General features: G+C 67.5%; 22 protein-coding genes and 8 pseudogenes. 17 read left to right on the top strand and 13 right to left on the bottom strand.

Annotation, left to right across the window (positions count from 1 at the left end; genetic code table 11):
* The first annotated feature begins 226 nt into the window (after positions 1-226).
* Positions 227-403, top strand: coding sequence for a hypothetical protein (locus SH922_RS40090; RefSeq protein WP_393063395.1), 177 nt, complete (start codon positions 227-229; stop codon positions 401-403).
* Positions 404-551: 148 nt separating this feature from the next.
* Here SH922_RS40090 and SH922_RS40085 read toward each other — a convergent pair whose 3' ends face one another.
* Positions 552-2570: an NACHT domain-containing protein gene (locus tag SH922_RS40085; RefSeq protein ID WP_393063394.1), complete on the bottom strand. Its 2019-nt coding sequence runs from the start codon at positions 2568-2570 to the stop codon at positions 552-554.
* A 368-nt stretch (positions 2571-2938) separates the two neighbouring features.
* Here SH922_RS40085 and SH922_RS40080 point away from each other — a divergent pair, with 368 nt between their 5' ends.
* A complete protein-coding gene (locus tag SH922_RS40080; RefSeq protein ID WP_267047436.1) occupies positions 2939-3163 on the top strand; it encodes a hypothetical protein in 225 nt (74 codons plus the stop codon).
* A 181-nt stretch (positions 3164-3344) separates the two neighbouring features.
* Here SH922_RS40080 and SH922_RS40075 read toward each other — a convergent pair.
* Positions 3345-4957, bottom strand: a pseudogene (locus tag SH922_RS40075) (PP2C family protein-serine/threonine phosphatase); the annotation flags it as partial.
* Between SH922_RS40075 and SH922_RS40070 the strand changes: the two are divergent.
* The 5 genes and pseudogenes from SH922_RS40070 to SH922_RS40050 all read left to right on the top strand — a co-directional run.
* Positions 4934-5605 (top strand): hypothetical protein, encoded by a 672-nt coding sequence (locus tag SH922_RS40070; protein ID WP_393063849.1) that lies wholly within the window; start codon positions 4934-4936, stop codon positions 5603-5605. The pseudogene SH922_RS40075 and the gene SH922_RS40070 sit on opposite strands and share 24 nt — an antisense overlap.
* A 485-nt stretch (positions 5606-6090) precedes the next feature.
* Positions 6091-6297: a hypothetical protein gene (locus SH922_RS40065; protein WP_331762214.1), complete on the top strand. Its 207-nt coding sequence runs from the start codon at positions 6091-6093 to the stop codon at positions 6295-6297.
* Positions 6298-6574: 277 nt separating this feature from the next.
* Positions 6575-7135 carry a hypothetical protein gene (locus SH922_RS40060; protein ID WP_393063826.1) on the top strand — a complete coding sequence of 187 codons (561 nt, stop codon included), beginning with the start codon at positions 6575-6577 and terminating at the stop codon, positions 7133-7135.
* Between the two features lie 237 nt (positions 7136-7372).
* On the top strand, positions 7373-8101 hold the full coding sequence (locus SH922_RS40055; protein ID WP_393063393.1) for a DUF4231 domain-containing protein: 729 nt from the start codon (positions 7373-7375) through the stop codon (positions 8099-8101).
* Positions 8102-8398: 297 nt separating this feature from the next.
* Positions 8399-9118: pseudogene (locus SH922_RS40050) on the top strand (pentapeptide repeat-containing protein); the annotation flags it as partial.
* Between the two features lie 137 nt (positions 9119-9255).
* Here the strand turns inward: SH922_RS40050 and SH922_RS40045 are convergent.
* Together SH922_RS40045 and SH922_RS40040 are read right to left on the bottom strand one after the other, a co-directional pair.
* Positions 9256-9432 (bottom strand): annotated as a pseudogene (locus SH922_RS40045) (transposase); the annotation flags it as partial.
* Positions 9433-9732: 300 nt separating this feature from the next.
* The gene (locus SH922_RS40040; protein WP_393063392.1) at positions 9733-10365 is read right to left on the bottom strand and encodes a TetR/AcrR family transcriptional regulator; all 633 of its coding nucleotides are present in this window, start codon (positions 10363-10365) and stop codon (positions 9733-9735) included.
* 76 nt (positions 10366-10441) lie between these two features.
* Between SH922_RS40040 and SH922_RS40035 the strand changes: the two genes are divergently transcribed.
* Positions 10442-11137: an alpha/beta fold hydrolase gene (locus SH922_RS40035; protein WP_393063391.1), complete on the top strand. Its 696-nt coding sequence runs from the start codon at positions 10442-10444 to the stop codon at positions 11135-11137.
* Positions 11138-11475: 338 nt separating this feature from the next.
* Positions 11476-12027: a hypothetical protein gene (locus tag SH922_RS40030; protein ID WP_393063390.1), complete on the top strand. Its 552-nt coding sequence runs from the start codon at positions 11476-11478 to the stop codon at positions 12025-12027.
* Here SH922_RS40030 and SH922_RS40025 read toward each other — a convergent pair.
* The 4 genes and pseudogenes from SH922_RS40025 to SH922_RS40010 all read right to left on the bottom strand — a co-directional run bounded on the left by SH922_RS40025 (position 11978) and on the right by SH922_RS40010 (position 14131).
* Positions 11978-12262, bottom strand: a complete 285-nt coding sequence (locus tag SH922_RS40025) for an SDR family NAD(P)-dependent oxidoreductase (protein WP_393063825.1) — start codon at positions 12260-12262, stop codon at positions 11978-11980. The two genes, SH922_RS40030 and SH922_RS40025, sit on opposite strands and share 50 nt — an antisense overlap.
* A 31-nt stretch (positions 12263-12293) precedes the next feature.
* Positions 12294-12914, bottom strand: coding sequence for a hypothetical protein (locus tag SH922_RS40020; RefSeq protein ID WP_393063848.1), 621 nt, complete (start codon positions 12912-12914; stop codon positions 12294-12296).
* Positions 12806-13099 (bottom strand): annotated as a pseudogene (locus SH922_RS40015) (alpha/beta fold hydrolase); the annotation flags it as partial. The gene SH922_RS40020 and the pseudogene SH922_RS40015, both read right to left, overlap by 109 nt.
* A gap of 174 nt (positions 13100-13273) precedes the next feature.
* Positions 13274-14131: an SDR family NAD(P)-dependent oxidoreductase gene (locus SH922_RS40010; protein WP_393063389.1), complete on the bottom strand. Its 858-nt coding sequence runs from the start codon at positions 14129-14131 to the stop codon at positions 13274-13276.
* Positions 14132-14367: 236 nt separating this feature from the next.
* Between SH922_RS40010 and SH922_RS40005 the strand changes: the two genes are divergently transcribed.
* The 3 genes from SH922_RS40005 (at position 14368) to SH922_RS39995 (ending at position 18014) form a co-directional block, all read left to right on the top strand.
* A complete protein-coding gene (locus SH922_RS40005; RefSeq protein ID WP_393063388.1) occupies positions 14368-15222 on the top strand; it encodes a helix-turn-helix transcriptional regulator in 855 nt (284 codons plus the stop codon).
* A 210-nt stretch (positions 15223-15432) separates the two neighbouring features.
* Complete coding sequence (locus tag SH922_RS40000) at positions 15433-15579, top strand: hypothetical protein (RefSeq protein WP_393063387.1); 147 nt, start codon at positions 15433-15435, stop codon at positions 15577-15579.
* Between the two features lie 320 nt (positions 15580-15899).
* Positions 15900-18014, top strand: coding sequence for a HEAT repeat domain-containing protein (locus SH922_RS39995; RefSeq protein ID WP_393063386.1), 2115 nt, complete (start codon positions 15900-15902; stop codon positions 18012-18014).
* A 1560-nt stretch (positions 18015-19574) separates the two neighbouring features.
* Here the strand turns inward: SH922_RS39995 and SH922_RS39990 are convergent.
* Positions 19575-19812, bottom strand: a pseudogene (locus tag SH922_RS39990) (hypothetical protein); the annotation flags it as partial.
* A gap of 167 nt (positions 19813-19979) precedes the next feature.
* On the opposite strand from SH922_RS39990, the pseudogene SH922_RS39985 reads away from it, so the two are divergent.
* The 3 genes and pseudogenes from SH922_RS39985 to SH922_RS39975 all read left to right on the top strand — a co-directional run.
* Positions 19980-20186, top strand: a pseudogene (locus SH922_RS39985) (IS3 family transposase); the annotation flags it as partial.
* Between the two features lie 199 nt (positions 20187-20385).
* On the top strand, positions 20386-20481 hold the full coding sequence (locus tag SH922_RS39980) for an IS3 family transposase (protein WP_393063385.1): 96 nt from the start codon (positions 20386-20388) through the stop codon (positions 20479-20481).
* 9 nt (positions 20482-20490) lie between these two features.
* The gene (locus tag SH922_RS39975) at positions 20491-21054 is read left to right on the top strand and encodes an IS3 family transposase (protein WP_393063384.1); all 564 of its coding nucleotides are present in this window, start codon (positions 20491-20493) and stop codon (positions 21052-21054) included.
* Between the two features lie 108 nt (positions 21055-21162).
* On the opposite strand, the gene SH922_RS39970 is transcribed toward SH922_RS39975, so the two are convergent.
* Together SH922_RS39970 and SH922_RS39965 are read right to left on the bottom strand one after the other, a co-directional pair.
* On the bottom strand, positions 21163-22155 hold the full coding sequence (locus SH922_RS39970) for a hypothetical protein (protein WP_393063383.1): 993 nt from the start codon (positions 22153-22155) through the stop codon (positions 21163-21165).
* Between the two features lie 555 nt (positions 22156-22710).
* Entirely contained in the window at positions 22711-22878 is a 168-nt protein-coding gene (locus SH922_RS39965) for a hypothetical protein (protein ID WP_393063382.1), read from the bottom strand.
* A 228-nt stretch (positions 22879-23106) separates the two neighbouring features.
* Here SH922_RS39965 and SH922_RS39960 point away from each other — a divergent pair, with 228 nt between their 5' ends.
* Positions 23107-23952 (top strand): aminoglycoside phosphotransferase, encoded by an 846-nt coding sequence (locus SH922_RS39960; protein ID WP_393063381.1) that lies wholly within the window; start codon positions 23107-23109, stop codon positions 23950-23952.
* 61 nt (positions 23953-24013) lie between these two features.
* On the opposite strand, the gene SH922_RS39955 is transcribed toward SH922_RS39960, so the two are convergent.
* Entirely contained in the window at positions 24014-24922 is a 909-nt protein-coding gene (locus tag SH922_RS39955) for a hypothetical protein (RefSeq protein ID WP_393063847.1), read from the bottom strand.
* 164 nt (positions 24923-25086) lie between these two features.
* A pseudogene (locus tag SH922_RS39950) lies at positions 25087-25245 on the bottom strand (IS256 family transposase); the annotation flags it as partial.
* Between the two features lie 103 nt (positions 25246-25348).
* Here SH922_RS39950 and SH922_RS39945 point away from each other — a divergent pair.
* A pseudogene (locus SH922_RS39945) lies at positions 25349-26131 on the top strand (IS3 family transposase); the annotation flags it as partial.
* Positions 26132-26465 lie beyond the last annotated feature (334 nt).

The following is a 26465-nucleotide window of genomic DNA, read 5'->3' as shown; positions in this document are numbered from 1 at the left end:
GACGCGCGGTGGGGATTGGGAAGCGAACATCCCTCCTCGCGGCGAGACGCGGGCAGCGCGCACCTGGCCACTAGGCACTGAAAGGTGTTCTCTACTCACCCTGTGTGATGTCTACTGAGTCAACCGCAACGACTTCCGGGCCTGTCGAGTCGTCCGGGATGGGCGTGCTTGCCCTCGCCACGCCTCCTTTGCCCTACCGCCGCACGCCCTCAACCGGGAGACACACATGCATCCACTCGCCTTGCTCGCCACCGCCGTACCGCTCGGTCTCGTCGTCGCCCTGCTTTGCGCCACGGTTGTCAGCGTCGTCGCGATCCTCCGAGCCCACCGGTCCGATGTGGTCGCTGTTGTACGGGCCCTCCCGGCCCTCGCCGCTGCCCTACTGCGCCGACGTCGCCCGTGACTTTAGGATCGAGCACGGCATCACCCACCTACGGACGAGCGAACGGCGCTCCACTCCAGGCAGCGGCCGGATGGGCCCGGGCCTCCGGCTTCCTCCCTGACCTGAGCCAGGGATCCAGAGGCTGGACCAAGCTGGAGAGCAGCGGCCATCAGGGACGGTTGGCGGGGGCGGCGAGCCAGTCCTGGAGTTCGCGGTGGCGGAACTGGTAGGCGATGCCGGCCTTCCGAAGAAGGCCGGCATTGGTAGCCCACTGCAGAAACCGGCCGAGGCGCCAGGGCAAAGCCCGGGCACCGCGGCGGGTGCACAGCAGCAGGGCGAGGTAGCGCATCCCGGCACTCCCCGCACTCCCCGCCGCGGTCGCCAGCATGATCCCAACTATGATCCTGACCGTCGTCGGGGCGTTCCCGGCCGCGAGACCGGTCGTCGCGAGTACGAACATGAGCCCGGAACCGAGCCCGACCACGAGTCCGCTCGTGAGGCTGATACGAACAAGTACGCGGGGATCGACGACGCTGAGGGTGCCCTCGTCCGCGCACCCGCCCAGGGGCGGTAAACCGACACTGGCCATGAATGTGTTCGCGAGCCAGAATGCTGCAGTTCGTCGGCCCTGGGGGGTACGCAGCCGTCTCAGGTCGAGCCGCGAGGGCTCCGGCCACGCAAAAACATACGTGAGCCCGAGAGCCGAGAGGGCCACGGCCATGGTGAGGACTGCCCCGCCGGACAACTCGATGCCGAATCCCCAGATGCCCAGGGCCGCGCCTCCCAGGAACACTCCGGTGAGGAGAGCAAGGTGGGCAATGCGAGGACGGTGGCTGCCGGCCACGGGCCACAGTTCGTGCAGGGTCAGATCGGTGCCCGACAGGGCCTTGCCAGCCATGGTGCGCCCGGTGGCGGCGTTGGTGTTGAGGTAGGCGGCCAACACACCCAGCCAAGCCCTGACTTGGTCGGGGGTGTAGATGTCGCTCTGCGGGGCGCGGTACCGGGCGGTGGCGTCCTGGAGGAACAGCTTGAGAAGGTGGTCGCGGACCGCCCGGTCGCTGCCCAGTTCGGGACAGATCAGATCCCGGGGCGAGCGCAGATAAGCGCCGTCGAGATCACGCTGTTCGTGGACGGTCACGGCCACGGTCAGCCGCCAGGGGGTGGACAAAGCCCGTGCCAGCGGCGAGGGCGAGGGCCGATCAAGTGTGTCCAGCACTCCCTGCCATCGCGCTGAGCTTCCCACCCGTTGCTGGATGTACAGGCGGGCCTGGGCGGGACTGATCCGACCGATCTCCACTCGCGCGGCGTCCTGAGCCCAAACCTCCAATGCCTCCAGCGCCTGGTACTGCCCGCTGCGGCAGGTCAGCACCAGGCACGCCTTCGCCCGGCCACGTTGGAAGGCGTTGAGTACGTCCAACGCCTGCCGGGCTCGGGAGCCGTACCCCGGCGTGTCTCCGGCGTCCATCTCGTCCAGCCCGTCGAACACCGGAAGGATGAGTCCTGCGTCCATCAGCGCCGCTGCGGCAGCAGGGGAGATCCCTCGGTAGGTGTCCACCAGATGCTGGCACACCCACGCCTGTACCACCTTCACAGCATCGCCCGGAGTATGGCTGGCACCCGTGCTTGGCACGGTGCCGCGGTGAGAGGCAGTCAGGGGGAGCCAGGAAGCCAGAGGCAGCCGTACCGGTACCGGGTCTTCGGGCCTGCGCTCCTCCAACAGAGCAAGGAGGAGTTCGAGGGCGAGCACAGTCTTGCCTGCCCCTGGTTCCCCGGTGATCACCAGACGCCCTGGTCGTAGCCGTTGGTAGTAGTTCACCACCTCGCTCAATCGCCCCTCCACGGCGGCACCGGCGGCGTTGCGGGCCGTAGCTGGTCGGAAGCCGAATCGCACATCGATCGTCGTGCCGTCCCCGCCGAGTAGCTGCGTCCTCGCCTCGGTCTCCGCTCGCAGTACCGCCTGCGCCAGCCGTCCGGCCATTGCAACCGCGTCGCTCTCCTGGTGGCGCAGTCCCTGCCAAGACATCCACCCCGACCAGACCGCCAGCGCAAGCCCCATCAAGGCGATCGCCGCGCCGAGCGGGTCGACATCACCCTGCTTAAGCCCCGGTAAACCCCACGCCGCCACTGTCCCCACCGTTGCCGCGCACACGAACGCCAACAACCACCCGGTCAGCTTGCGTCTGTTCATGTTCATAGATCATGGCAACCGTGCACACCTTGCACCATGCATCTGACAGAAGCCGCTTGGGGGCCGATGGATGGGGAGCGAAGGTGAGCAGGTCTGGACAACCCCTGAGCAGAGGGTGGCGATTTTCAAGGCTCTGACCGGACTTCCGTGACGTCCCGGTTCGCTCCGCCTCGGCCACAGCAGATCCCCGGTTTGGATCACCGGTGCGCCTATACGGGTCGCTTCCGGGAGTCCCCCGAGCGAAAGATGCTCGGTGGGGGTAGGTCGCTTCGCGCAAGGTGAACTGGGGATCTGTGAGGAGATCAGCTGTGTACGCAGTAATTCGGCGTTACGAAGGAGTGACTGACTCTGCCGAGGCGGGACGCCGAGTGGACGAGGGATTCGTGCCTCTCCTCCGCCGAGTCCCCGGATTCGTGGCCTACTACTGGGTGGACGCCGGGGACGGAGTGATGGTCTCTACCAGCGTCTTCGAAGACCAGTCCGGGGCCGAAGAGTCGATCGAGCGGGCGGCGGACTTCGTAAGGGACAACCTCGCGTCGCTGCTCCCCAACCGTCCTCAGGTCACGGCCGGCATGGTTGTGGCTGCTGGGTAGCGACCTACGAAGGGTGCCGCTGAATCCCAGCCACCTCCACTCCGACGACCTGGCCCTTCACGAAACTCCGGCCAGAGCCATTTTCAAGGAGCGCCAACAGGTCCTTGCGTCGAGCTTCGCTGTGGTGTCGACCTCCTTGAAGTCGAGCAGCACCACCAGCCCATAGAACGTGGTGGCAGCGAGCGTTCGTCACGAGCTCGCTGACCAGTAGCTCGACGGCGCCCGAGACTCCCCCAGGTCCCAGCAGGCCAGCACCCGCCGCCGGGCCCGCCCGGGTGCTGCGTCCTCCGGTTCCAGGAACCAATACGCCACGTTTTACGGTTCGATCCCGTCGAAACGGGCCGCGAGCAACGCGATGTCGTCGTCCCGGTCGCCCAGGCCGAGCATGTCGAGGACGTCGTCGCAGAGCGCTTCCAGGGGCGGCGAGTGGTCGGGTCCGCTCAGAAGGCTGACGTCGGCTATGCGCTGCCGCAGGTGCTCTATCCCGGTCCACACGTCCCGCATGCGGGACTCGACCAGACCGTCTGTGTAGAGAATCAGCGTGGCTCCGGGAGGCGCGTCAAACTCGACGGTGCTGAAGTCGACCCCGCCGATACCGATCGGCGCTCCTGGCGGGACCCGAAGAACCTCTGCCCGACCGCCGAGGTGCAGCAGGATCGGAGGTGGGTGGCCCGCGTTGGCGATCTTGATCCGATGGGCGACCGGGTCGTACACCGCGTACATGCAGGTCGCCATCCGGTCGGGACCCAGGCGCTGTGCCTGAATGTCGAGCCGCCTGAGAACCTCGTCCGGCGGCAGGTTCAGCCCGGACAGGGTATGCACCATGGTCCCCAGTTGGCCCATGATCGCAGCGGAGGTCATGGAATGGCCCATCACATCGCCAACCACCAGCGCCACCTGGCTGCCAGGTAGTGGGACCACGTCGTACCAGTCGCCGCCGACCCGTGCCGTTTCGGCGGCCGGGAGATAGCGGAAGGCGATCTTGGCACCGCGGGGTTGAGGCAGCGAATCTGGCAGCATCGCGCGCTGCAGCTCACCGGCGAGGTAAGCCTCCCGGCCGTACAGGACGGCTTTGTCGATGCTGAGCGCTGTATGAGTGGCGAGTTGAGCTGAGACGAGCAGGTCGTGCGGATCGAAGGCCGGCCGTTCATGGGTGCGTAGGAAGACAGCAACGCCGATGACGCGGCGCCGTCCCCGCAGTGGGGCCAGGATCGTTCGGCGCGATCCTGGCACGCCGTGCTCGGGGCCGAATAGCTCCCGCATTGCAGCGGGGGTTCCGGTGGCCTCGCCAAAGACCGGCCGGACATGGCGCATCACATCGGCGAGGGCCCCGCCGGAACGCACCTCGCAGAGTTCGGCCGCAGGGGTCGGATTCAAGTCGGGGGCGAGCGGCAGTTCCTCGCCCTCCATGTCATTCAACCGCAGCTGATCGGTGCGGCGCAGGCGCAGTACGAACGGCGCGGTCGGCCGCTCGTCGCCCACCGGGAGCGGGTCACGGAGGTAGACCAGGATGGTGTCGCAGAACGTCGGTACGCTCGCGCGGCACAGCCCGAGCACGATCTCGTCGAGGTCCATCCCGCGCGAGATCCGACGCGTCGCGGCCCCAATGAACCGGACGCGGTCACCCTCCCTCCGGACCGCAAGTTCTGTACCGGAACCAGGGGTATTTGCGCTGGTGGGAGGGTTATCAGAGGTTGTCCCGAACAACGTCTCCTCGTCGTTTCGTACCGTTGGTACGTCCCTTACGACCTGGCCCGGGACGACTCCCCCTTGCTTTTCCGCGTCTTCGACCAGCCACCACTCCTCGTCCTCGGCGGCTTCTGGAGGCGCCTGGCTCTGTTGGCCGGCATCCCGCCACCCGACGTCCTCGGCAGCTTCTTGAACCGCCTCGTGTTCTCGGTCGAGAACGTCGCGGGCCTTCTGGAGGGCCGCGTCAACTTGGTCAAGAGCATCATCATCCGCAGCAGTTCCGGCTGGCCCAGGGAGCGCGACCTCCGCCCCGCTCTGAGCCGGAACACCGTGCTCCGCACCGGGCCTGAGGTCGCGGAGCTCCTTCTCGAGCTGGCTGATCTGACGGGCAGCGAGATCCGCGACTTGCTGTGCTCTGTCGCGTTCTTCCTCAGCTCGTGCCAGTTGGAGGCGAAGGTCCTCGGTCTGTTTCTGGGCGCGATCGAGGCGGCCCTCGGTCCGTACCTCTTCGACGGGACGAGGGCTGTCGGCGGCGCGGAGAGCATCGAGCTGCCGTGTGAGCTGGGCTACCTGAGCCTGCGTCTGGCCGAGCAGCGCGAAGAGGACTGTGGCCACTTGCAAGGCCTGCAGCCGGGCCTGCTCACTGACCTCGTACGCCTGCCGCACACGGTTGAGCTCCTCCAATGCGCGAATCGTGTCCTTCTGCGCCTCGACGAGGTTGTACGTCGGATCGACATGAGCCGCGGTGGGTGAGGTGTTCGCTGCGTCCCACAACCGCCGAACCTGATCGAGCCGGTGAGCTGCCTCCTGCACCGTCTCGGCCGGAAAGCAGATGTCTGCGACGGCCTCAGTGAGTTCCCACGTCAGACCCACGCCGTTGAGCTGCTCGCGTAACCGCCAGACCGGAGGGACGGATCGTGGAGCTCCGTCGAAGTGCTCCGGTGTCAGAAGGCGGTGCAGCGTTGCCACCGACACATTGGACGCATCAAGCCAGCCGCGAAGGATGTGAACGACCTCGTTGATCTCCTCGGACGCCCCGCGAGCCTCCGCCCACGGCCGCCCGGGCCGCCTTGCTGCTCCCACGTCGTCCCCCTCCTAATCGGGTTGTTGGCCAAACAACCCCACGTTGTCCCGCGAACAACATCCAACCGGTTCATCCGCGCAGGTGGGGGGTGGATCGTCATTTCAGTGCGGTGCGACGGCGTACCGCTACACGAAGTGAATTTTGGAGGGGAGTCTTGAACGTCACCCACACCCTGATGGTGCTGATGGGGATCGGCCTGGCGGTGGTCTTCTCGTTCTTTGTGGCAGGGGTAGCGTTCGCTATCGCCCGCTGGGGCGGGAGCCCGGTACCGGAGTCTGTTTCCACGTCGGGCAAGGCGTTCGCGATGGCGTTGATGGTGATCAGCGCTGTGCTCGCGGTGGTACTCGGGGTCTTCAAGTAGGGCGGACCTCAGCGCGAACCTGGTCCGTTGCTGGCCTGCCGCCGGGACGAGCGCGGCCGCGAGGCCCTGGGCAGTCCATGACGTGTGTGTACAGCACGGCCGGGATGAGCTGGCCCATGCGAACCAGGTGCTTGCCGTACGCGGTCTGAGCCGCCCGGCTTCTGCTGTCGGCCCCCCTACAGCTGGCCGATCATCCCGCTGACACGACATCACCCTGCGCGGCAGGGTCGGCGTTGATCGGTTACGGCAGACGGAGGGGGCTCCCGTGGAAGCACGGATGTGGAACAGTCTGGTCAGCGTCGCGAAGGAGACGTACAGCGCCTCGCTGTGCGAGGGCATGGTGCCCCGGCCGCTCATGATGCCGCTGGTGCGCGGCGAGCTGGTCGGACTGATCTGGGTCCGCCCGCTCCGGGTCGGCCAGGACTCTCTCGCCGGGATCGCGGAGCTCGCGAACATCGCCGCGGCGGCCGGCGCGGACGAGGTCGTCCTCGCGTGGGAGACGCACGACGTCGCCACCGCCTGCGAGCTCCCGATCGTCGGCCCGGCACCGTGCCTGAACATGGTGCTCGCCACCCGCGACGGGCATGTGCTGCACCAGTTCCCCTACACCGAGCAGCTCCTGTCCCGCAGCCCCGAGGGCTGGGCGTCGGTCGCCCCCGACTGGAGGCCGGCCCCCGCGCCGCAGCCCGGCGGCGAGCTGGTCCCGCCCATCCAGACTGCGGTGAACTACGCCTTCACCCCGATCGAGCTGGACCACCCCGACCCGTTCGGCGTCACCGTCGTGCTGATGGAAGAGGACGGCTACCGCATCAGCCTCACCGAAGCGTTTGGCCGCTGATCCGGCATGACACCCCGAGACAGCGACGATGACGCGGCCCACCGGCTCGGAGAGGCGTACAACCAGGTCATACGGAACCTGAGCGAAGAGCGTGGGAGTGACGACGATCCCTCGCCCACTGCGAGCATCATCGGCACTCCTTTGGAACAGATGATCAATTGGGCACAGCTCCAGGATGATGCCGCGCGACTTGAGCGAAAGCTGGCTCAGGCGCGTTCAGTAGCTCGAGTGCGACGGATGGCCATTCTGGTCGCTGGCGTGGCTCTCGCGGCGGGTATCGGCTGGGTGGTGTGGAAGTGGCAGACACCCTCCTCTCTTTTCCTCTTCGGACCAAGCATCTTTTCCTTCAGCGTGAGCGGCCTCTGCATCGCAGGCGCTGTAGCCGATACGCGGCTGCGGAAGCCACAGCCCCTCGCCAAGTTGGAAGACGACCTCGAGGTCCTTCACCTGGCCGAACACGTTATCAACGCAGCACACCCACCGTCGCTGATGCTGCGGCGCAACGTGTACCGGGAAGACGTCGCATCCCTGGTGGAGCAGTATCAGGCCGACAGCCGCAGGTACCGCAGCATCCACAACCGTCTGCAGACCCTCATCATGGTCGGATCGGCCTCCACGACCACGATTGCGGCTCTGGACACCGGCAAGGAGCTGACCTGGCAGAGCGTCACCCTGACCGCCATCAGTTTCGCCATCACAGTGGCTGCCATGTTCACCGGCTACTACAAGTTCCGCGAGCGCAGCTACTTCCTCCAGCAGACCGCCGACGCCATCGAGGAGGAGGCGAACGCCGTCCGACTCGGCATCGGGCCATACAGCGATTACAGGCCTGGCCAGGAGGACGAGGCGCTGAAGAAGTTCACCCAGCGCGTCGAGGACCACCGCAACGAGCAGCGACGCCGCCAGCAGCAGCTGGACCAACCAGCCGACCAGGCCACGCCCTCCAGCCAGCCGCCGACGGTCTGACCCCGGCTTCTGCCTCGCCGTCGGACTCCTCTGCGCTCGGACCGTACGACGACCGGCGGAGCCGTGGTCGGACACCGCCTCCCGCGCCCGCAATAACGGAGTTCGCCAGCGGTCAGTCGGTGAGAATTGTCCTCATACGTGTAGACCGTGCCCACGAGCGTGTCGCGGGGAGACTGCTGGGCCGCAGACACTTGCAGGTAGTCATCCAATTCCAACGAGGAGCGGAAACGGCCGCAAGGGCCAGGTGGTTATCGTGCTGGCTGCAACCGCTGACTTCAGTGCATTGTCTTCAACGTCATGACACCCAGGCGAAGTTCACGATCACTGAATGAACGCGAGCTGCGGTTGTGGAGAGTCGGCCGGGCGCTCACCCTCACGTTCGTCGCCGCGATCCTGGGTGCAGGCGGCGTCTTCTACGGGCTGGTAGTGCTGCTGGGCTTCCAGGAGATCGACACCGCCGCGAGGCTCGATGCGAAGACACTCTTCGACTTGGTGAAGCTCTCCTTCGGGGTGGTCGCCGGGGCCGGCGCACTTGTCGCCCTGGTCGTCGCCTACCGCCGCCAGCGCGTTGACGAGGCTGGCGCCCACCGCGAAGCCACCCGGCTGCATGCTGAACGCTTCTCCCAGGCCGTCGACAAGCTCGGATCCGACTCACCCGCTGTCCGGCTCGGGGGCGTCCACGCCCTGGCCGGCCTCGCCGGCGATGCCCCTGACGACAACCTGCGCCAGACCTGCATCGACGTCCTGTGCGCCTACCTCCAGCTGCCCTTTACCCCCGACCCCGGCGATGACCCCGCCCACCAGGAGGGACACCACCGCTACCTGGCCTTTCGTAAAGTCCGGCACACGATCCTGCGCCTCATCGGCGACCACTCTCGACGTCCTCAGGGCACCCACCGCTCCTGGCAGGGCTGCGACCTCGATCTCAGAGGCGTCACGATCGACGGCACCATGGACTTCAGCGGCGCCAGGTTCTCCGGCGGCACGGTCAGCTTCCGCGGCGCTACGTTCCCCGACGGAACGGTCAGCTTCGGCGGCGCCATGTTCTCCGGCAGCACTGTGGACTTCGGCGGCGCCATGTTTTCCGGCGGCGCCATGGACTTCGTCGGCGCTACGTTCTCCAGCGGCGCTGTGAACTTCGTCGGCGCCACGGCCAGGTCGATTCCCCAGGTCACCTCGTCGCCCAGGGCCAGGACGTCGGTGAGGAGTTCGAGGAGTTCGGGCTCGTCGTTGGCGACGCGTCGCGAGAGCAGCCGACGGCCGCTCTCGTCGATCGCGACGCAGTGGTGGTGGGTCTTGCCTGCGTCGATGCCGGCCCAGATCGCGGCCATGTGGTGCCTCCGTGCAGTGGGGTGTGCTGGTGCCTCCCGACGGACGACCTCGCTGTCGATTCCCTACGGAGCGATCATTCGCAATTCCTAATTGGCAGCCGAGTCGTCGTGGGGCGTCGGGCGGCCAATCGATGGAAGCCACAAGCGGCAGAAGTTTGAAAGCCACACCCGACGCCCCTGGGTGGGAGAACCATACGAAGGGCTCGCCCGGTCCCGCAGAACAACGTAGGGAAGTTTGAGTGATGGCGTTGCCGGTAGCCTCCGGTGATAACGCTGATCTTGGTCTGACCGCTCGCGGCACTACGTGCCCGACGCCGGGTCGGTGCTGGCCGTGCTGCTGTCGACGCGTTCCTGGGTGCGGTGGGCGGTTGAGCGGTCGCCGCTGGACAGATACCCGAGTGCGGCGAGGAATTCGCGGAAGGCCCGGTCGGTGCGGAGGGTGTCGGCGGTGGCGTCGAGGTCCATGAGGAGACCACGGATGACAGCGAGAACGAGCGTCGCCAGTTCCGGCTGGCCGATGCTGCGCAGGCCGTCCTCGAGCGGCCCGAGCCAGTCGGTCGTGGCGGTGCGCCGGAAGTCGGGCCACAACTGTTGCACCGTGCTCTCGCGTAGCTGGCCGAACATTCGCAGGTACGACTGGCCGCCCGAGCCGGTGATCGAGGTCCAGGCGCGATCAAGGGTGGCACTGTAGGGCTCGTCGGGTCGAACCCGCAGGAGGTCGCCGAACGTGTCGAGCTGGCGTTGGCGCGCGTGCCCGAGGACGGCCCGCAACAGGGCGTCGCGGGTGCCGAAGTGATAGATCAGCATGCGGGCCGAGGTGCCGGTGGCGGTGGCCAGTGGCTCAAGCCGATCGGGGAGTCCGTGCGCGAGGGCGTAGTCGGCGCAGGCGTCGAGCAGCCCGTCCTTGATTTCTGGCTGCGGTCGTCTGCCCATGCCGACATCTTTTCGCGTAACAACGACTACGTCTACCGTTGATCGAAAGGCAGTCACGGCAGGCGTGGAGGTAGCGATGAGGGTTGTGTTCGTGCACGGGGCGTGCGTACAGAACGGGTCGTGGTGGTGGCACCGCACCGCCGAACTGCTTGAGGAACGGGGGGTGTTGAGCGTGGCCCCGGCATTGCCGAGCTGCGGCGAGGCGGGCCGGCCCGGAGGTGTCGAGGGGCCGGGACTTTCCGAGGACATCGCGGCAGTACGGCAGGCGCTGCTGGACAGCGACGAGCCGACCGTTGTGGTCGCCCACAGCTACGGCGGCATCGTCACCACGGAAGCCGCCGCGGGCGTCGGGTCGGTACGCCACCTGGTGATGGTCTCCAGCTACCTGCCCGACGTCGGGCAGAGCCTGTCGGAGTTCGGGGACGGCAGCCCCGCCCCGTTCCTCGACGTCGACCCCGACGCCGGCACCTTCGGAGTTCGCCCCGAGCTGCTCGTGGACACGTTCCTGCAGGACTGCGACCCCGAGGTCCAGGCGCGGGCGGCGGATCACCTCGCCCGGCAGAGCGTGCGGGTGGCCGGGCAGCCGGTCGGGGCGGCCGCATGGCAGCAGGTGCCCTCGACGTACGTCGTTTGTGCCCAGGACCGGGGCACCCCGCCGCGTCTGCAGCGCAAGTTCGCCCGCCGGGCCAGCAGCGTCGTCGAACTCAACGCCGGTCACCACCCGTTCCTGTCCCAGCCCAGTGTCGTCCGGGACCTACTGCTGGGCCTGTGACGGCAGTCGCGGACGAGTCGGGCCGGCAATTCGAGGACCAGGGGTCGTCGTGAGTGTCGAGGAAGACCTTCTGTCTCCCGCGTCCAGGTTCCGGCTGGCGTGTCCCAGCACATAGGGGCAGGCCCACTGTCCCGTCTCAAGCGATCTGGCCCCTGTCTCAGCTGATGGTCCGATTCGCTCGGCGTCTCAGTTGATCTGGTCCGTGGACGGGGAAGCCGCGTCAGCCGTATCCCGCAGTTCGTGCCAAGGATCCGTGCTTGATGCGTTGTCCCTGGTGAATGCGATGATCGCGGTTGCCGGCGTGAGCACGCTGGTTTCACGACTCGGGGATGGCTCGTATGGACAGGTGGCAGGAGCTTTCGGTGCTGGTGGAGGAGCGGCTGAAGGCGGCGTCGGCCAGCGAACGGGGCGTGTTCACTGCCGGCGTTGCGGAACGGCTCATGAGCTGGCACGAGGCCCTGCCCGAGGACGAGCAGGCGCCGTTCACCGTGGGCCTTCGCCCCCTGTTGAACTCTGTATGGGAGGGCGTCCTCGGTGACACGACGGCCTTCTCGGCGGTGAAGCGCGGTGTCGCCGAGTACATGCTCAGTGAGTACTGCCACAACGACGGCCAGGACGGGCCTGATGATGCGGACGAGTCGGCCGCAGCCGCGACGTTGTATGCCGCGCACGCCTATCTGTTCGGCTGCTACGACTTCGCCAACTGGACCAGCCGCCGGGCGGTGGAAGCCGTTGACCAACACCTGGAGTACCTCGCCGAACAAGAGGAAGACGAGCTCGTCCCTGATTCGGACGAAGCGCTGGCTTCCGAGTTGCAGCGGCAGTTGCGGGATCTCGACCTCATCGCGAACTACTCGAAGGAGCTTCGCTATTCGCGACCGAGACGTTGAGGTCGGGAAAGCGCTGCAGCAGTTGCGCGGTGACGTCCTGGATGGCGAGCGGGTCGGTGGTGTCGAGCACGACGGACTCGACGCCGGGGTTCTCCGCGACGATCTGTGCCAGCCTGTCCTCGCGGCGCCCGGAGACGATGACCCGGTTGCCTGCCGTGTGCAGCCGCAGCGCGAGGCCGAGGCCGATGCCGGAGGTCGCTCCGGCGATGAGGATGGTGTTGCCTGTGGGATTCATGGGTCTCTCCGGCTGTGGTTGGCGGCGAGGGTCAGCGGATGGAGGGGATACCGGCCAGCCAGTCGGTGACCGTCGTGACGCAACCGGCCGGGTCGTGGCCGTGCAGAGAGTGCGGCATGGTCGGGATAGCGCGGTAGGTGAAGGAGTTCCCGGCGCTCCACGAGGTGCCGGACGCGCTCGACCCGTTGGTCGGAGATCGCGCCATGAGATTTCCGGTCTGTGGATCGATGTGGTGGAAGTGGTGGGTGAATAGGACCGGCACCTTGACGTGGCGAAGCATGGTCTCGTGGTCGCAGGTGAGCGTGGCCCGTTCGGAGGCGAAGGCGTCCCCCCATTCCGGGTCGTACTCCCGGAGATCCTGCGGAGGGCCCCCGGGGGTGTCGGCCGGGGTTTCGTCAGGATCGGCCGGGGCCAGCTGTCGCAGTGCTTCGAGCATCCACCCAGGGATTTCGCGGTCCATTGCTGCCTGCATTCCGGCGAAGTCGCCGATCGACCACTGGGGTCCCAGCCACTTGTGCCAGAGCCGGAACATCGGCCCCATGCCTTGGCTGATGGACTGCCCGACGACGGGGTCGGCCTCGGAGGCGAACAGCGGGCGTCCTCGTAGACCGCGGCCAGCACTTGCCCCGGGGCGGCGAACGCGGACAGCCACGCGGCAATGGTCCCGCCCGAGGACAGCCCGCTGACGACGACCGGGCGGGCGATGACGCGGTCGATGAACCTGACGAGGCCGCCGCCGACGATGTCGAGGCTGTAGCGGCCGGGTGTCCAGGTCGAACGGCCCTGGCCGCGCAGGTCGACGGCGTAGACCTGGTAGCGGTCGGCGAGCAGCCGCATCGCGTCCTCGTAGCCCCACCACGATTCGGTCTGTGCGGGAATGAGGAGCAGTGCGGGGGTTGGACACGTCGCCGGCCACGGCGTAGTTCATGCGGATTTCACCGAGGTCGACGGTCTGCTCGGCGAAGGCGTGCGGGACGAAGATGCCGGCGTGGTCGGCCGCTTCCAGGTAGATCATCGGTCGGTTCCCGTCAGCGCGAGGGTCGCCTGCCACAGGTCGCCGGCCTTTGTCTCGTCCAGGCCGGCTTTGCCCGGCTTGCGTACGGTGGGGTAGCCCTTGATGCTGCCGAAGCCGTCCGGGCCGACGTAGGCGTTGCCGGGCACGTTCTGCGTCGCGGCGTACAGGGTGGGCAGGGCTCCGTGTTGGGGGTCGTTGAGCAGGAACGTGAAGCGGTTGATGACGTTCGCCGACGAGTGGGCGGCCAGCGATGTCGTGGCGATGCCGGGGTGGGCGAGCACCGACCGGACCGGGCTGCCCGACGCTGTCAGGCGCCGCTGCAGTTCCAGGGAGAACAGCACGACCGCGAGCTTGGAGTCGCGGTAGGCGTTCATCGGGTGGTACCTGCGCGACCGCCAGTCGAAGTCGTCCACATTCAGCTTGGACTGCCGGTGCAGCTGGCTGGTCACGCTGACGACGCGGTCGGTCAGGTGCGGCATGAGCAGGTTGGTCAGGACGAACGGGCCGGTGTAGTTCGTCGCGGTCTGCACGTCGAAACCGTCCGCGGTCCGCGCCGCCGGGACGTCCATGACACCCGCGTTGTTGATGAGGAAGTCCAGGTCGCCGGTCCACGCCTGTGCAAAGCTCCGTACCGATCCCAGGTCAGCGACGTCCAGGCGCCGGACGTCGAAGTCGCCGGGCATCCCCGCGATCGCCCGGAGACCTTTCTCCGTGCTGCGCACCCCCAGCACGACACGGGCGCCGACGCGCCCGAGCTCGCGGGCGGTGACCAGGCCGATGCCGCTGCCGGCTCCGGTGATGAGTACCGTCTTACCGGTCATTTCCGGCAGGTCGGCAGCTGTCCACTTGGCCATAGGGGCCCCTCTCATCTCAGTCGCTGCGGTGCCGGTCGCTGCGCACCCCAGTCGTTGCGGAACGCGTTGCGTCGTTCCGCAACGACCAGTGGACGGCACCCGGCGGCGCGGATGAAGGACCCGCTCAACCACTGACTCGCAGTCAGTGGTTGAGGTCGCTCGCGACTGCGACGATGGTGGATGCACGGCGGCCTCAACCGGCGTCCGGATTACACCTGACCTCTGGAGGGAGGCCCATGGAGCAGACGGTGGACCACGCGTCGTTGGGCGCCTTCCTGCGTGCCCGGCGGGAGGCGCTGCAACCGGAAGACGTGGGACTGCGCCGCGGATCGCGTCGGCGCGCCCGCGGGCTGCGACGGGAGGAAGTAGCCGAACTGTGCGACATGTCGGCCGACTACTTTGCCCGCCTGGAACGCGGTAGCGGGCCGCAGCCCTCGCAGCAGATGGCGGCAGCCATCGCCCGCGGGCTGCGCCTCAACCCGGACGAACGCGATCACCTCTTTCTCCTGTGCGGGCACCGCACACCGCGCCGGCGGCTGCGCAGCGAGCACGTCAACCCCGGACTGATGCGCATCCTGGACCGGCTGCAGGACACCCCGGCACAGGTCATGGGTCCCCTCGGCGAGACGCTGCTGCAGACGTCTCCCGCCGTAGCCCTGCTCGGAGAACAGACCCACTACACTGGGGAAGCCCGCAGCGCCCCCTACCGCTGGTTCACCGATCCGGCCGCCCGCCAGCGGTACCTCCCTGACGACCACGGTCTCAACAGCCGTGTGAACGTCGCCCTCCTGCGGGCAGCGACCACAAGGGAAGGGCCCCGGTCGCAGGCCGCCCGTCTCATGGCGAGCCTGCTGCGCCAAAGCACAGAGTTCGCGTCACTGTGGGACCGGCAGGAGGTCGGCCTGCACTGGAGCGACACCAAACGGTTCGTTCACCCCCAGGTCGGGCGCATCGACCTGTTCTGCCAGAGCCTGCAGGACCCCGACCAGTCACAGTCCCTGCTCATCTTCACCGCGACGCCCGGCACCGACAGCTACGACAAGCTGGCTCTGTTGCACGTCCTCGGCGCGGACAGCTTTCCTACCGGCTGACGCCCGCGACGCCCCAGCGATCACCCCTCCGGAGTCCTCCGCTGTTCAAGATCATTCACTACCGACGGGCCGCCGCTTAATCCAGCTGTGCGTCCGGCTCCAGCGGGAGCAAGGCGCCAACTGCGAGACGCGACGGAGCGATGCGGCCCTCGACGGCCACGGAGACGCCGAACCTGGAGTTGTGAACTGCTCCAGCAGATACCAACCCCGATGCTCGACACCGTGGAGCGCGCCGAATCCGTGGGCGGCAAGCCGGATATCGTACTGACGCACGCACACGGCCGGGATGCTCACGCGTCGAACTTCCTCATGGGTTCGGTGAACGAAGCCCGCAGTGCGACGGACACACGCAGCTGATGGCGCGCGAGAAGGCCGCAGCTGGTCCACAGCCGCGTGCGGGCTTCTGAACAGGTCGGTCGCCCATGCTTGAGTTCGTGCGCCACCTGCCTCCGAGATGTCCGGACAGCAGTTGACCCCGCGCACGTGCGAAGTGACCGCGGGGCCAACCCAGAGAATGCCGTCCTGTCAGGGCACCCCTACCGACCGTACGACCAACCAAGCCTGACCGCCCGTCGAGAACAGCTCTCCCACGGAAGGCCCTGCAGAAGCACGGAGCAGGTCCCCGCTCACCGGGGCGCCGGATGTCGTTGTCAGTGCCCTCCGGCAGAGTGCCGCCCATGATCAACGAACTGGACAGCATCGACTGGTCGTCGATGAACCACGCCTATGGCCCGGCCGTCGAAGTTCCCGCGTGGCTGCGGGCGATGACCTCCCCCGACCCAGAGGTCCGGGACAAGGCATTCGGCGACTTCTACGGCGCGGCCCACCACCAAGGTGACGTGTATCCCTGTACAGCGGCCAGCCTGCCGTTCCTCTTCGCCATGGCCGACGACGCCGCGACCCCCGACCGTGCCTCCATCGTGCAGCTACTGCTCAGCATCGGCCGCGAATCGGCCGACCGGAGCGACGGCCTCTACTTCACACCAGACGGCACTGAGTCCACAGCAGGCGCAGACAGCCTGGCCCTCATACGCGAGCGAGCCGACATCTTCATCTCCCACTCCTACGACCCCGACCCCTCCGTACGCCGGGCGGCGATCGAGGGCGTCAGCCACTTCCTCGAAGACGCCGAGCAAGCCGTCGCGCTCCTGCGTGACCGGCTGTCCGCAGAACGCGGGATTGTCGAGCGGCTGCTGGTTGTCCGGACGATGGCAGACCTGGCGCTGCGGCTTCCGGCAGCCCGCTCTTCCGCCACAGCGTGGCTCGACACCCTGGCCGGCGAAGCCACCGTAGATCCCGACATCCGCCTGGCCGCCCTCGTCCACCTGGCACGGTGCTCCCCCGCGAGCATCGACGCCGACACCGTCCCCACAGCGATCAGCCTGCTCCGACAGCTCACGCCCGCACCCCAGCCCGAACCACGAGGCAAGAACTGTGAGGCCGCGCCCGATGCCTGTGCCTGCGCTGCCGAGCCGGCAACCACAACCGGGCAGGATGTGCCGCCGCAGATAGCTGCCGCGTTCGCCGACCTCGAGCGGCACAACCGTGTCCACGCACCCACCACGGATCTCCTTCGCCGCTTCCACGGGGTGCTCGACGCACGCCTGCCCGAGCGCACCGCGCTGCTCACCGAACAGCTCCGCAGCCCGGACCCCGCCACCCGGTACGACGCGATCCGTATGGCCAAGGAACTGATCACCTCCTGGAGGGGCGAGCACACCGCCCTCGTCATGCTCCTCACAGAGTGCCTGCTGCCTGAGGACCCGTACACCGCCGCCGCGGCCGCCGAAACCCTCGGATCCCTGACCTTTGTCTCCGAACCGGCCCGTGAAGCCCTCGCCGCCTACGTCGACGCCCACCGCGCTGCACACGGATCCGACGTGTGGGCGACTTCCCATCCGTTGCGGCGCCGTGCGCATCAGGAAGCCGTCATGGCGCTGGCGCGCCTCGGTGACGCACGGGCCCTGCCCTGCCTGCTGACCGCGCTGGACACGGGGTGCGACGCGTGGCGTGCCGTCCAGGTTGCCGGGCACCTGAGCTCGGCCGCTGAGGAGCTCGTGCCGAGACTGGCCCGGCTCCTTGCCGAGGCCGATCTCTCAAAGCAGTGGCCCGAAACGAACACCGGTGCCCTCATATCCGCCCTGGCTGAGCTGCGTCATCCTGCGGGGCTACCCGCACTCACCCATGCCGTGAGCGCCGCGGCCCGGTATGGGTACTGGTCCACTGCCACCTCCGCCGTGAACGCCCTCGCAGCCTTCGGCCCCGGAGCCGCGCCGGCCCTGATGGTCATCCGCCCGCTGACCGATGCCGAGGATGTGAATCTCCGCGCGGCGGCCGCGACTGCCGTGTGGGAACTCGGGCGGGACGCCGCCGAGTCTGTGCCAAGGCTGGAAGCTCTGCTGGACAGCCACTGCAACCGGGATGCTGCCGATGCCCTCGGCCGGATCGGCCCGCCCGCCCAGACCGCTCTGCCACGACTGCGCGAACTGCTGGGCGCCGGTTACGAGTGGACCCGCGTCCACGCCGCAGCCGCGCTCTGGGACATCGGAGGCGAGGCCGAAGCCGGTGTCGTCGTGCAGACGCTGCTGGCCGCCTGGGAGAAGAACGACGCGACAGGCAACCACGTCCTGGCCTGCCTCGACCGGATGGGCCCGGCCGCGGCACCAGCCCTCCCCCGCATCCAGGCCGAGCTCGCACTGCCCCAACGCGCGGGACGATTCCGGAGCGTCGACAACGACGCGGAGGTACAGCGCCTCTGCCGCGACATCCAGGCTCGCCTCAGCTGCCCATAATGTGGCCACTGTCGACCTGCCGAAAGGCGGATTGACCACTCACCACGAGAACTCACCACGGCACTTGCCACGGGTGAGCTCGCGCGGAACTCACCACGAGAACTCACCACGGCCTGGTGAGTGCGGCCGCTCTCCTGTCCTGATGGGCCTGTTGGCGCGAGGTCAGAGCGGCCGGTCATTGGGCATGCCCAAAACGCAGGACCGGTCATGACCGGTGACCGGTGCAGGTCGGATCGGTCACCGGTCACGGACGCCGGATCGGTCACCGTGTTCGTCGGTCACCGGCCACAGCAGCGGTCGCGACCCGACTGGTCTCTGCGGAGTCAACGAGGGCTCCGTCAAACACGGAGTGCCAGTCCCGGCTATCCAGGTCAAGACTGCGAAGGAGCATGACGGCCAAAGAGAGGGGCGCGCTCGCTCTGATCGACCACACAGATCGTGCGCTGAGAGGGTGACCGCTCCCGCAGAGGGTGACCGATTTGCTGGCATCGGTCAGGCCGGAGACCGGCCATCGGCCACAAAACCGGTCACGCGGCGATCAGCCGCCCTGGCAGTCCGGGGACATGGATGTGGCCGATGACCAAGAACAGTCACCGGCCACGCGCGAGCGGTGGTGCGGTCAGCGGTTGACCGACCGAAGATGTGCGCGGCCCTGCTGCCGCCGTTGCCCTTCGAGGCGCTCGGCCGCGGCGTTCACACGCCGCTGCCCCGTCTTCGGGGACAGACCCAGCCGACGGGCGACCTCAGCACCGGTGAGCCGGCCACCGGACTCCTCCGCCTCGACCAGCCACCTGACCACGGTCACGATCTGCTGCTCAACCGGGTCCAGTTCGGGCTCGACGCTTTGCTGCGCGGGCTCCAGCGAAGCAGCAGCTCCCGTGCTGTTGACGGTGGCCTCCCAGGTACCTGGTTCGCCAGCGGGTGCGTCAGGCGCCTTTGGTGCTGGAACATCGAGCGCAGTCTGCTGCGGTGCTCCCCCACCACGGCCGGACTGGCCCATCACCGCTGGCTCCAGAGCCGGATCGTCTTCCGGCTGAGATGCCGCCGTCGGTTCCGGAGAAGGAAGAGAGGCGACGGAATGGCCGTCCTTGCCCGCCGCACTGACTACGGCCGCGTCAGGCTCTCCGCCGAGGGCCTCAGTCTCGTCTGCCGGAACGGACGCTCCCCGATCGGCAACGCCTAGACCTAGACCTTCGCCTGCTTGGGCCTCATTCGACTGGTACTGCGTCATCTTGAAGTCCTGCAGCACGGGCCGCAGCTGCCCCTCCGGAAGCACGCCGCCCGTGACAGGGTCGACGACTCCGTAATGCGCCAGGAACAGCCCGAACTGCCTGGCGTTCGGCAGCTTCCCGAACTGGTTGTGATAGCCAAGGACTGCTTCGTTGTAGTCGATGTCAGGAAGCGCGGGCTGCTCCCCCTCGTCAGTGCGCTCGGCGTCTTGACTGGGTTCTGATCGCACCGGCTCCACGAGCGGTGCAACAGCTTCATTCGTTTCCCCCACCGCCAGAACGTGCGGACGGGCTCCCGCGAGTTCGGGCTGCGGGGCCGTTTCCACGGCGACGGCGGGGGCGGGGGCCGGGGGCAGCAGGGCGGGTTCGATGCCGGCTGCGGCGAGTCCGGCGGGGCCGGTGTCGGCGAGCGGGACGCCGTACTTGGCGAGGCGGAGCGGCATCAGGGACTCGACGGGGGCCTTGCGGCGCCAGTTGCGGCCGAAGCGGGCCTCGAGGCGGGCCTGGTAGATCAGCCGGTCCTGTTCGAGCTTGATGACCTGCTCGTAGGACCGAAGCTCCCACAGCTTGGGCTTGTTCCGCTTTGACGGACATTCGAGATCTGGGGTTCTGCCCCGGGAGGATGTCCATCATGGAGAGCATGGGGAAGAAGAAGCCTCGCCGCCCTCGTCGTTCGTTCACGCCGGTGTTCAAGGCCGAGATCGTAGGTCTGTGCCGATGAGGTGACCGCTCGGTCGGGCAGGTCTCCAGAGACTTCGAACTGACCGAGACATCGGTGCGGGACTGGGTGAAGCAGGCCGAGGTCGACGCGAGCGAGCGCAACGGGCTGACCAGCAGTGAGCGCGAGGAACTGGCCGCGTTGCGGCGGGAGAACCGCCGACTGCGTGAGGATGTCGACGTCCTCAAGCGGGCCACAGGTTTCTTCGCGAAGGAGACCCGGTGACGGTGCACCCGTTCATCGAGGCGGAGAAGCGCGCAGGTCACAGCGTCAAACGGGCGTGTGAGCTGATGAAGGTCTCCCGGACCGCCTTCTATACCCGTCGCTCCGGCCTGCCCGGTCCTCGTGCTGTGCGGGATGCCGAGCTGACCGAGCAGATCACCGAGGTTCATGCGAAATCACGCGGAACCTACGGGCCCCACGCGTGCATGCCGTGCTCAAGCGCGAGGGTGCCGGGTGCGGCCGGCGTGCTGTCGCACGACTGATGCGGGCCGCCGGGCTGCAAGGCCGGCGCCGCTGACGACGGCACGTGACCACGGTCCCCGATCCCGGGGCTGCTCTCCGTCCTGACCTCATCGTCCGGGACTTCCGGCCCGACCGCACGGGGCTCGATGCCCGCTGGTGCGGTGACATCACGTATGTCCCGACCGGGGAGGGCTGGCTCTGTCTGGCCACGGTCATCGACATCGCCTCCCGGCGCGTGGTCGGCTGGGCAACCGCCGATCACCTTCGGACCGAGCTGGTTGCCGAGGCGCTGACAGTCGCCTGCCGGCAGCGTCGCCCGACCCATCCCGTGATCTTCCATTCGGATCGCGGGTGCCAGTACACCAGTCAGCAATTCGCCTTCCTGGCAGTCGAGTTCGGGGTCCGGCTTTCGGTCGGCCGCACCGGTCAGTGCTGGGACAACGCGCTCGCCGAGTCGTTCTTCTCGACCATCAAACGCGAACTGCTCGGCACCTCCGCCTGGCCCAGCCGGGCCGCCGCCCGCACCGCGATCTTCGATTTCATCGAGGGCTGGTACAACTTGCACCGACTGCACAGCAGCCTCGGCTACCTCAGCCCCGCCGAGTACGAGACCGCACTCGCAGCCTGACCACCACACCAATGGTGTCCGTCAAAGCGGAACAAGCTCAGTGAAGGGGGTCGGCGCCGTTGGTGAGGGCCTCTTCGAGGATTCGGTCCTGCCGTAGCCGGTCGACGCTCACCGGTAGTTCTTGACCAGCTTGTCCATCCAGAACGTGCCGACCGCCGCAGTGGTTGTTGCCGTGTTCCGGCTGATCAGCATGTGCGGATTCGTGCTGTTCGGCCAGCGCCGGTGCCGGTAGGCGAGGTAGTCGGTGATCGCCTCGGCGGTGTACTCGTCCAAAGGACGGTCCAGATCCTCCGGGTCGAGACGGCGTCCCGGCAGGTCAACCTCTTCCAGCAGCAGCGACCGGATTCGGTGGGCAGGCAGAGCATGGATAGCGGACAGTGCCACGACCACGCGAAGGGCCGGTTCCTGCAGGACGGCCTGAGCCACGGACGCCACCTCCTCCGCGGTGAGCGACAAAGGGATCGAAACGGGAAGCTTTCCGCCGTGGACGCCGCGCGTCGGGTTGGTGAATACCAGCCGCTCGGCCTTGAGCGTTCGGAACAGCCCACGCAGTGCACTGGCGTCGTATGCGCGATGGGGACGGTAGGCGAGCCATTCGATGACGTCGTCTCGGGTGACCTGACGCAGTGTTGTGTACCTCGCCGCGTACTCGGTCAGGAACGGCAGGATGCTCCCCAGGTTGGTGATGATCGTGGACCTGGCCCGTGGTCTGCGGCGAGAGGTCCCGTGCCGCAGGATATTGATCCAGATATCCAGCTCCGCCCGAATGTCCGGTGCAAGAGAGGCGAAGTGTGTCTCGCACCAGGCATCGAGTGAGTCCGGACGGTCGTCGAGGAAGATCTCCAGGTCCTCGAACACCTCCAGGACGTGATTGGCCGGCACCGCGGTGTGGGTGAGCTGGGTGATTGTCGAGGCCAGGATCACCTCGCCCGACCGGTGAACCGTGCAAAGAATCCGAATGCCCCGCCGCACCGATCCGAGGGTGCGGGCAGGCCAGCCGCGAAGTTCCGCGATCCGCGCCGCCCGTGTGCTCAAGGCCGTGGCCAGTTCCGGAGCCAGGAGTGGTGCCAGGCTGCTGACGCCACGCAGATCGCGGTTCATCTCGAACAGGGAGGGCTCTGACCACCGGGGCTGGACGCCGTGCAGCCGTCCTCCCAGCGGCTCGGGCCCGGGCCGCTGATCGTTCGCTCTCGGTGGGAGTCCGCCGCGTGGCCTCAGGGTGCCGATGATGAACAACTGCTGCCCGGTGCGGGCGGCGACCGTCAGGTCGACACGCGTCTTGTTGTCCGGACCAGCGATCAGGCCGGCCTGGCGACGGCAGAGCCGACAGACCCCGTCGATCGCGGCGACCTCGCGCAGGCAGACGTCGCAGTGCTGGCTGGTCGCCTTCGCGACGAACCCCCAACATGCCTTGCAGCGGGGGCCTATCGAACCAGCCCCAGCCCATGCAGTCGCGGCAGCTGCGGGTCGCCCAGGGCCGTGATCTCCGGGCGGGCGTACTCATAGCGGCGGCCCTGAACGGCCCGGCCGACGCTGATGCATGACCGGGGTGCCACCGACAACCTGCCGCGGTGCCTCCTCGACGGCCGTGGTCTCTTGCCTGCCGGCGGACTGCTCCGGGACCAGGAGCTCGGCGGGCGTGCAGTCCAGCACCTCTCAGATGATGTCGAGGTCGTGCAGGCGGACGGTCAGCGGCCGCCCGGACCACAGGTGGGACATCTTGCCCGCCGAGATCACCAACCCGGCCTCCGCGAGCATCCGCTGCAGCTCGGACGCCTTCCAAACGTCGCGCTGGGCGGCGACCATCCGCAGGTTCCACTTCACCGGTGTGTTCCTCCGAATCGAGCCGCAGCCCGCTGGCCTGCACGGATCCACGCGTCCTCGACGTGTAATGGTGCAGTCGGGTATTGGAACCCTCGGAATGCCCCGGTCATGACCTTCCTCTCTGGCTGTCCTCTCTGCACCCGGAAAAGTTGCGCGAGACGGTGTGAGGGCCGGTGCTGGGCGAAAAGAAGGTGCACTGGGCAAGCCGGTGTCGGCAGGATGTCCGGCGTGACTGAGCTCCCGAGCAACACCGTCCCGCCCCGTGACGTCCTCGATGCCTTCGGTGTGAAGGGCACTCCTGTCCCGCTGGTTGGCGGCCAAGGACGGAGCGTTCTCGTAGGTGGGTTTGTGTTCAAGCCTGCTGAGGGCTCCGAGGACGAGGCCGAGTGGGCTGCTTCACTGTTCGAGAAGCTTGCACCGGGCCGTGGCTTTCGCGTCCCGTTGCCTCTCAGGGCCTCCGACGGGCGGACCATCGTGGACGGCTGGACGGCCAGCGAGTTCCTGACCGGAAAGCCTGGCCCGCAGGGGCGCTGGACCGACGTCCTCAACGCCGGCCGGGCCTTCCATGCCGCCCTGCGGCAGATGCCCCGGCCCCACTTCCTTGATCGGCATACCCACCCCTGGGCCGTGGCCGACCGGGTTGCGTGGAACGAACAGGACATCGACGTGATCCAAGACCTCGGTGCGCCGTTCTCGGCTCTGCTGGAGCTGAGGCGCCCGGTGAAGCAGGACACAGCTCAGCTCATCCACGGCGATCTCTCCGGCAACGTACTCTTCGCTGCGGCCGAAGCGCCCGCTGTGATCGACTTTTCGCCGTATTGGCGGCCTCCGGTGTTTGCCGAGGCCGTCGTGGTCGCAGATGGTCTGTTGTGGTTCGATCTTCCGTCCGACCTGCTGACGGGTGGCAGCGATCATCCGGATTGGCAGCAGATGCTCGTCCGGGCACTGATCTTCAGGCTCGTTGCGCATAGCGAGAGCGCAGGGCCGTCGGGGCGGGCTAAGTCTGGTGAGCCCGAGCGGTATGTAAGAGCAACCGACGTTGTGGTGCGGAAGTTGGCGGCGCTTCGGTGGTAGTCCTCTCGAGTGGTTTCCGAACTGAACGAGCTCGGAGTATCGCAACCTCGGAACGCCTCGGTCATGGTCTTGCTCTCTGGCTGACCTCGGCTGCGTAGGCGGCCCAGTCTCCGGCGGCGGCTCTCTGCCACTTGACGGCGACGGTGACGTCGATGCCGAGGGTGCGGGCGAGGACCGCGGCGGGCAACTCGGTGGCGAGCTGGAACAGTGCGGTCGAGCGGGCCTGGGCGAGCCGGAGGCCGAGTTCGCGGAGTCGTTCGCCCATGGCCCAGGCACTGATCGGGCGACCTGGCTGGCCCCCGGGGAAGAGCCAGGGTGAGTCTGTCCCGCCGAGGACGGCATGGCTGCGGCGAACCTCGACCTGGTACAGGGCCAGTTCAGCGACGGGTGCGGGAAGCTCGACGGGGACGGCGCCGAGACGGCTACAGACGCCTGTGTCTGTCTTCTCGATGTGGTCGCCGGTGAGCCGGGAGATCGCAGCGGGCCACTGGGCATAGAGGAGCAACAGCAGGCCGGCGAGGCGGTCTTCGGGCTTGAGCGTGTCGTCGTGCAGCAGACGTCGGGCGGAGGCCCAGCGGGCCTCATCGTCCATCGGCTGGGAGGGGCCGTTCCATCGCTCGGCCGGAAAGGTGAGATCGCGGGCGATCTTCTGGGTCAGGGCCCAGCGCACGAAGTGGCCTGCCTCCTGGCGAAGACGGGCGTCGTCGCTGGTCGTCCAACGTTCGAGGTCGGCCTGTCGGCAGGTGGCAAGGGTCAATTTCAGGCCGTTGAGCCAGTTCAGGAGGTAGACGCCCGCCCGCAGGTGTTGCCGTGCGACCTGGAGCTGGTAGTACGTGGTTTCCTTGCCGCGGCTGCGACGGCGAAGCCGTCGTAGGAGGTGCCAAGTCGCGTACCGATGCAGGATTTCGCGTCCCTCGGCCGTCGCATGGGAGGTGACGAGGTCTTTGACGTGTCTTTCGAGACGGACCATCTGCTCGTCCCGAGTGGGCAGGGCGCCGCTGGCGACGAGGACGCTGCGGATGTGCTCGACGACCTTGCCTTTGGGGAGTTCGTCCAGGGCTTCGTAAGTGAGAGGGCGGTTGCCGGAGCCGAGGTCGGAAAGGACGGTGGAGACGATGCCGCCGGAGAGCCAGCGCGACCGGCCCCGTCCCGCTCACCGGCCAATTCGGCTATGTACTGGTTGACTTCGGCCTCCAGGGCCGCGGCGAGCATCCGCCGGGCACCCTCACGGACAATGTCGTCCATCAGGGATCCGGTCTCGGTGGTTCCCTCGTCGTTGACTACGCTGAGCACGGGCGTGCCTTCCCGACCCGCGGTGCAACGCGGGTCTACTCGATGACCATCAATCGATCACTCGGGAAGGTACGCCCTCCGCATTCCGCGAGGTCTTATCCGGAAGAGTCCCGCGAGGATGTCGTGCGGGTCGCGAGGAACCGCGGAGGCGTATCGCGCAAACGCGTTGTTCGACGCCCACCGCAAGGACCCGGAGTTCGGTTACCGCTTCCTGGCCGACGAAGCACGAGTCACGGGAGCCGGCATGGCGGACCGGACCGCGTGGCGGATCTGCCGGGACAACCGCTGGTGGAGTGTGTTCGGCAAAAAGCGCGGCAGGGTCAAGAAGGCCGGTCCGCCGGTGCACGACGACCTCGTCCGCCGCGACTTCACCGCTGATGGCCCGAACAGGCTCTGGCTCACCGACATCACCGAACATCCCACAGCGGAAGGGAAGCTGTATCTCTGCGCGGTCAAGGACGTCTTCAGCAAGAGGATCGTGGGCTACTCCATCGACGAGCGGATGAAGTCCCGCCTGGCCGTCGCCGCCCTGGACAACGCTGTTGCCCGGCGTGACAGTGTCGCCGGGTGTGTCCTGCACAGCGATCGCGGGTCGCAGTTCCGGTCCCGGAAATTCGTCCGCGCACTCGGCCACCACCAGCTCGTCGGCTCGATAGGGCGGGTCGGAGCGGCCGGCGACAACGCAGCCATGGAGTCCTTCTTCAGCCTGCTACAGAAGAACGTCCTCGACCGCCGCACGTGGGCCACCCGCCGGGAACTGCGGATCGCCATCGTGACCTGGATCGAGAAGACCTACCACCGGCGCCGTCGACAAGCCGCACTCGGCCGACTGACCCCCGTCGAATTCGAAACCGTCATGATCACACCGGCCCTCCAGGCTGCGTGACTGAACTTGTCACCCAACCCTGCATCAGACCCAGGTGAAGTGCAGCTGGCACAACGAAGTCGTCACCGCCCTCCGCGACCAGCTCGGCTGGCGCTACCTGAAGGGCCCACTGGGGTCGGCAGGCGTGTACATCGCCGTCTATTTCGGCGGCTGCCTGGAGCGACGGCGACAGCCGCCAAGCCAAGTCAGCCCGCCACACACCTGAACAGCTCCGCATAGACCTCCACCAGCACGCGGCAGCGCTGGCCGACTCCGGGATCACCGCCCATGTATGCGTGCTCGACGCCTCACTAGAAGACGGATCCCGCACAGCAGGACAGTGAAAGGCATGGCC

Source organism: Streptomyces sp. LN549 (assembly GCF_043203805.1).
In the GTDB taxonomy this organism is placed as follows: Bacteria; Actinomycetota; Actinomycetes; order Streptomycetales; family Streptomycetaceae; genus Streptomyces.
Note: the sequence above shows the minus strand (reverse complement) of the source record. Positions and strands in the feature narration are given on the sequence as shown.

What these genes read in the sequence shown, in the direction of transcription:
- SH922_RS40090 (WP_393063395.1), top strand. Translation starts at nt 227, where the DNA reads ATGCATCCACTCGCCTTGCTCGCCACCGCCGTACCGCTCGGTCTCGTC.
- SH922_RS40085 (WP_393063394.1), bottom strand. Translation starts at nt 2,570, where the DNA reads ATGAACAGACGCAAGCTGACCGGGTGGTTGTTGGCGTTCGTGTGCGCG.
- SH922_RS40060 (WP_393063826.1), top strand. Translation starts at nt 6,575, where the DNA reads ATGTGGAACAGTCTGGTCAGCGTCGCGAAGGAGACGTACAGCGCCTCG.
- SH922_RS40055 (WP_393063393.1), top strand. Translation starts at nt 7,373, where the DNA reads ATGGCCATTCTGGTCGCTGGCGTGGCTCTCGCGGCGGGTATCGGCTGG.
- SH922_RS40040 (WP_393063392.1), bottom strand. Translation starts at nt 10,365, where the DNA reads ATGGGCAGACGACCGCAGCCAGAAATCAAGGACGGGCTGCTCGACGCC.
- SH922_RS40035 (WP_393063391.1), top strand. Translation starts at nt 10,442, where the DNA reads ATGAGGGTTGTGTTCGTGCACGGGGCGTGCGTACAGAACGGGTCGTGG.
- SH922_RS40030 (WP_393063390.1), top strand. Translation starts at nt 11,476, where the DNA reads ATGGACAGGTGGCAGGAGCTTTCGGTGCTGGTGGAGGAGCGGCTGAAG.
- SH922_RS40025 (WP_393063825.1), bottom strand. Translation starts at nt 12,262, where the DNA reads ATGAATCCCACAGGCAACACCATCCTCATCGCCGGAGCGACCTCCGGC.
- SH922_RS40010 (WP_393063389.1), bottom strand. Translation starts at nt 14,131, where the DNA reads ATGGCCAAGTGGACAGCTGCCGACCTGCCGGAAATGACCGGTAAGACG.
- SH922_RS40005 (WP_393063388.1), top strand. Translation starts at nt 14,368, where the DNA reads ATGGAGCAGACGGTGGACCACGCGTCGTTGGGCGCCTTCCTGCGTGCC.
- SH922_RS40000 (WP_393063387.1), top strand. Translation starts at nt 15,433, where the DNA reads ATGCTCGACACCGTGGAGCGCGCCGAATCCGTGGGCGGCAAGCCGGAT.
- SH922_RS39995 (WP_393063386.1), top strand. Translation starts at nt 15,900, where the DNA reads ATGATCAACGAACTGGACAGCATCGACTGGTCGTCGATGAACCACGCC.
- SH922_RS39970 (WP_393063383.1), bottom strand. Translation starts at nt 22,155, where the DNA reads ATGAACCGCGATCTGCGTGGCGTCAGCAGCCTGGCACCACTCCTGGCT.
- SH922_RS39955 (WP_393063847.1), bottom strand. Translation starts at nt 24,922, where the DNA reads ATGGTCCGTCTCGAAAGACACGTCAAAGACCTCGTCACCTCCCATGCG.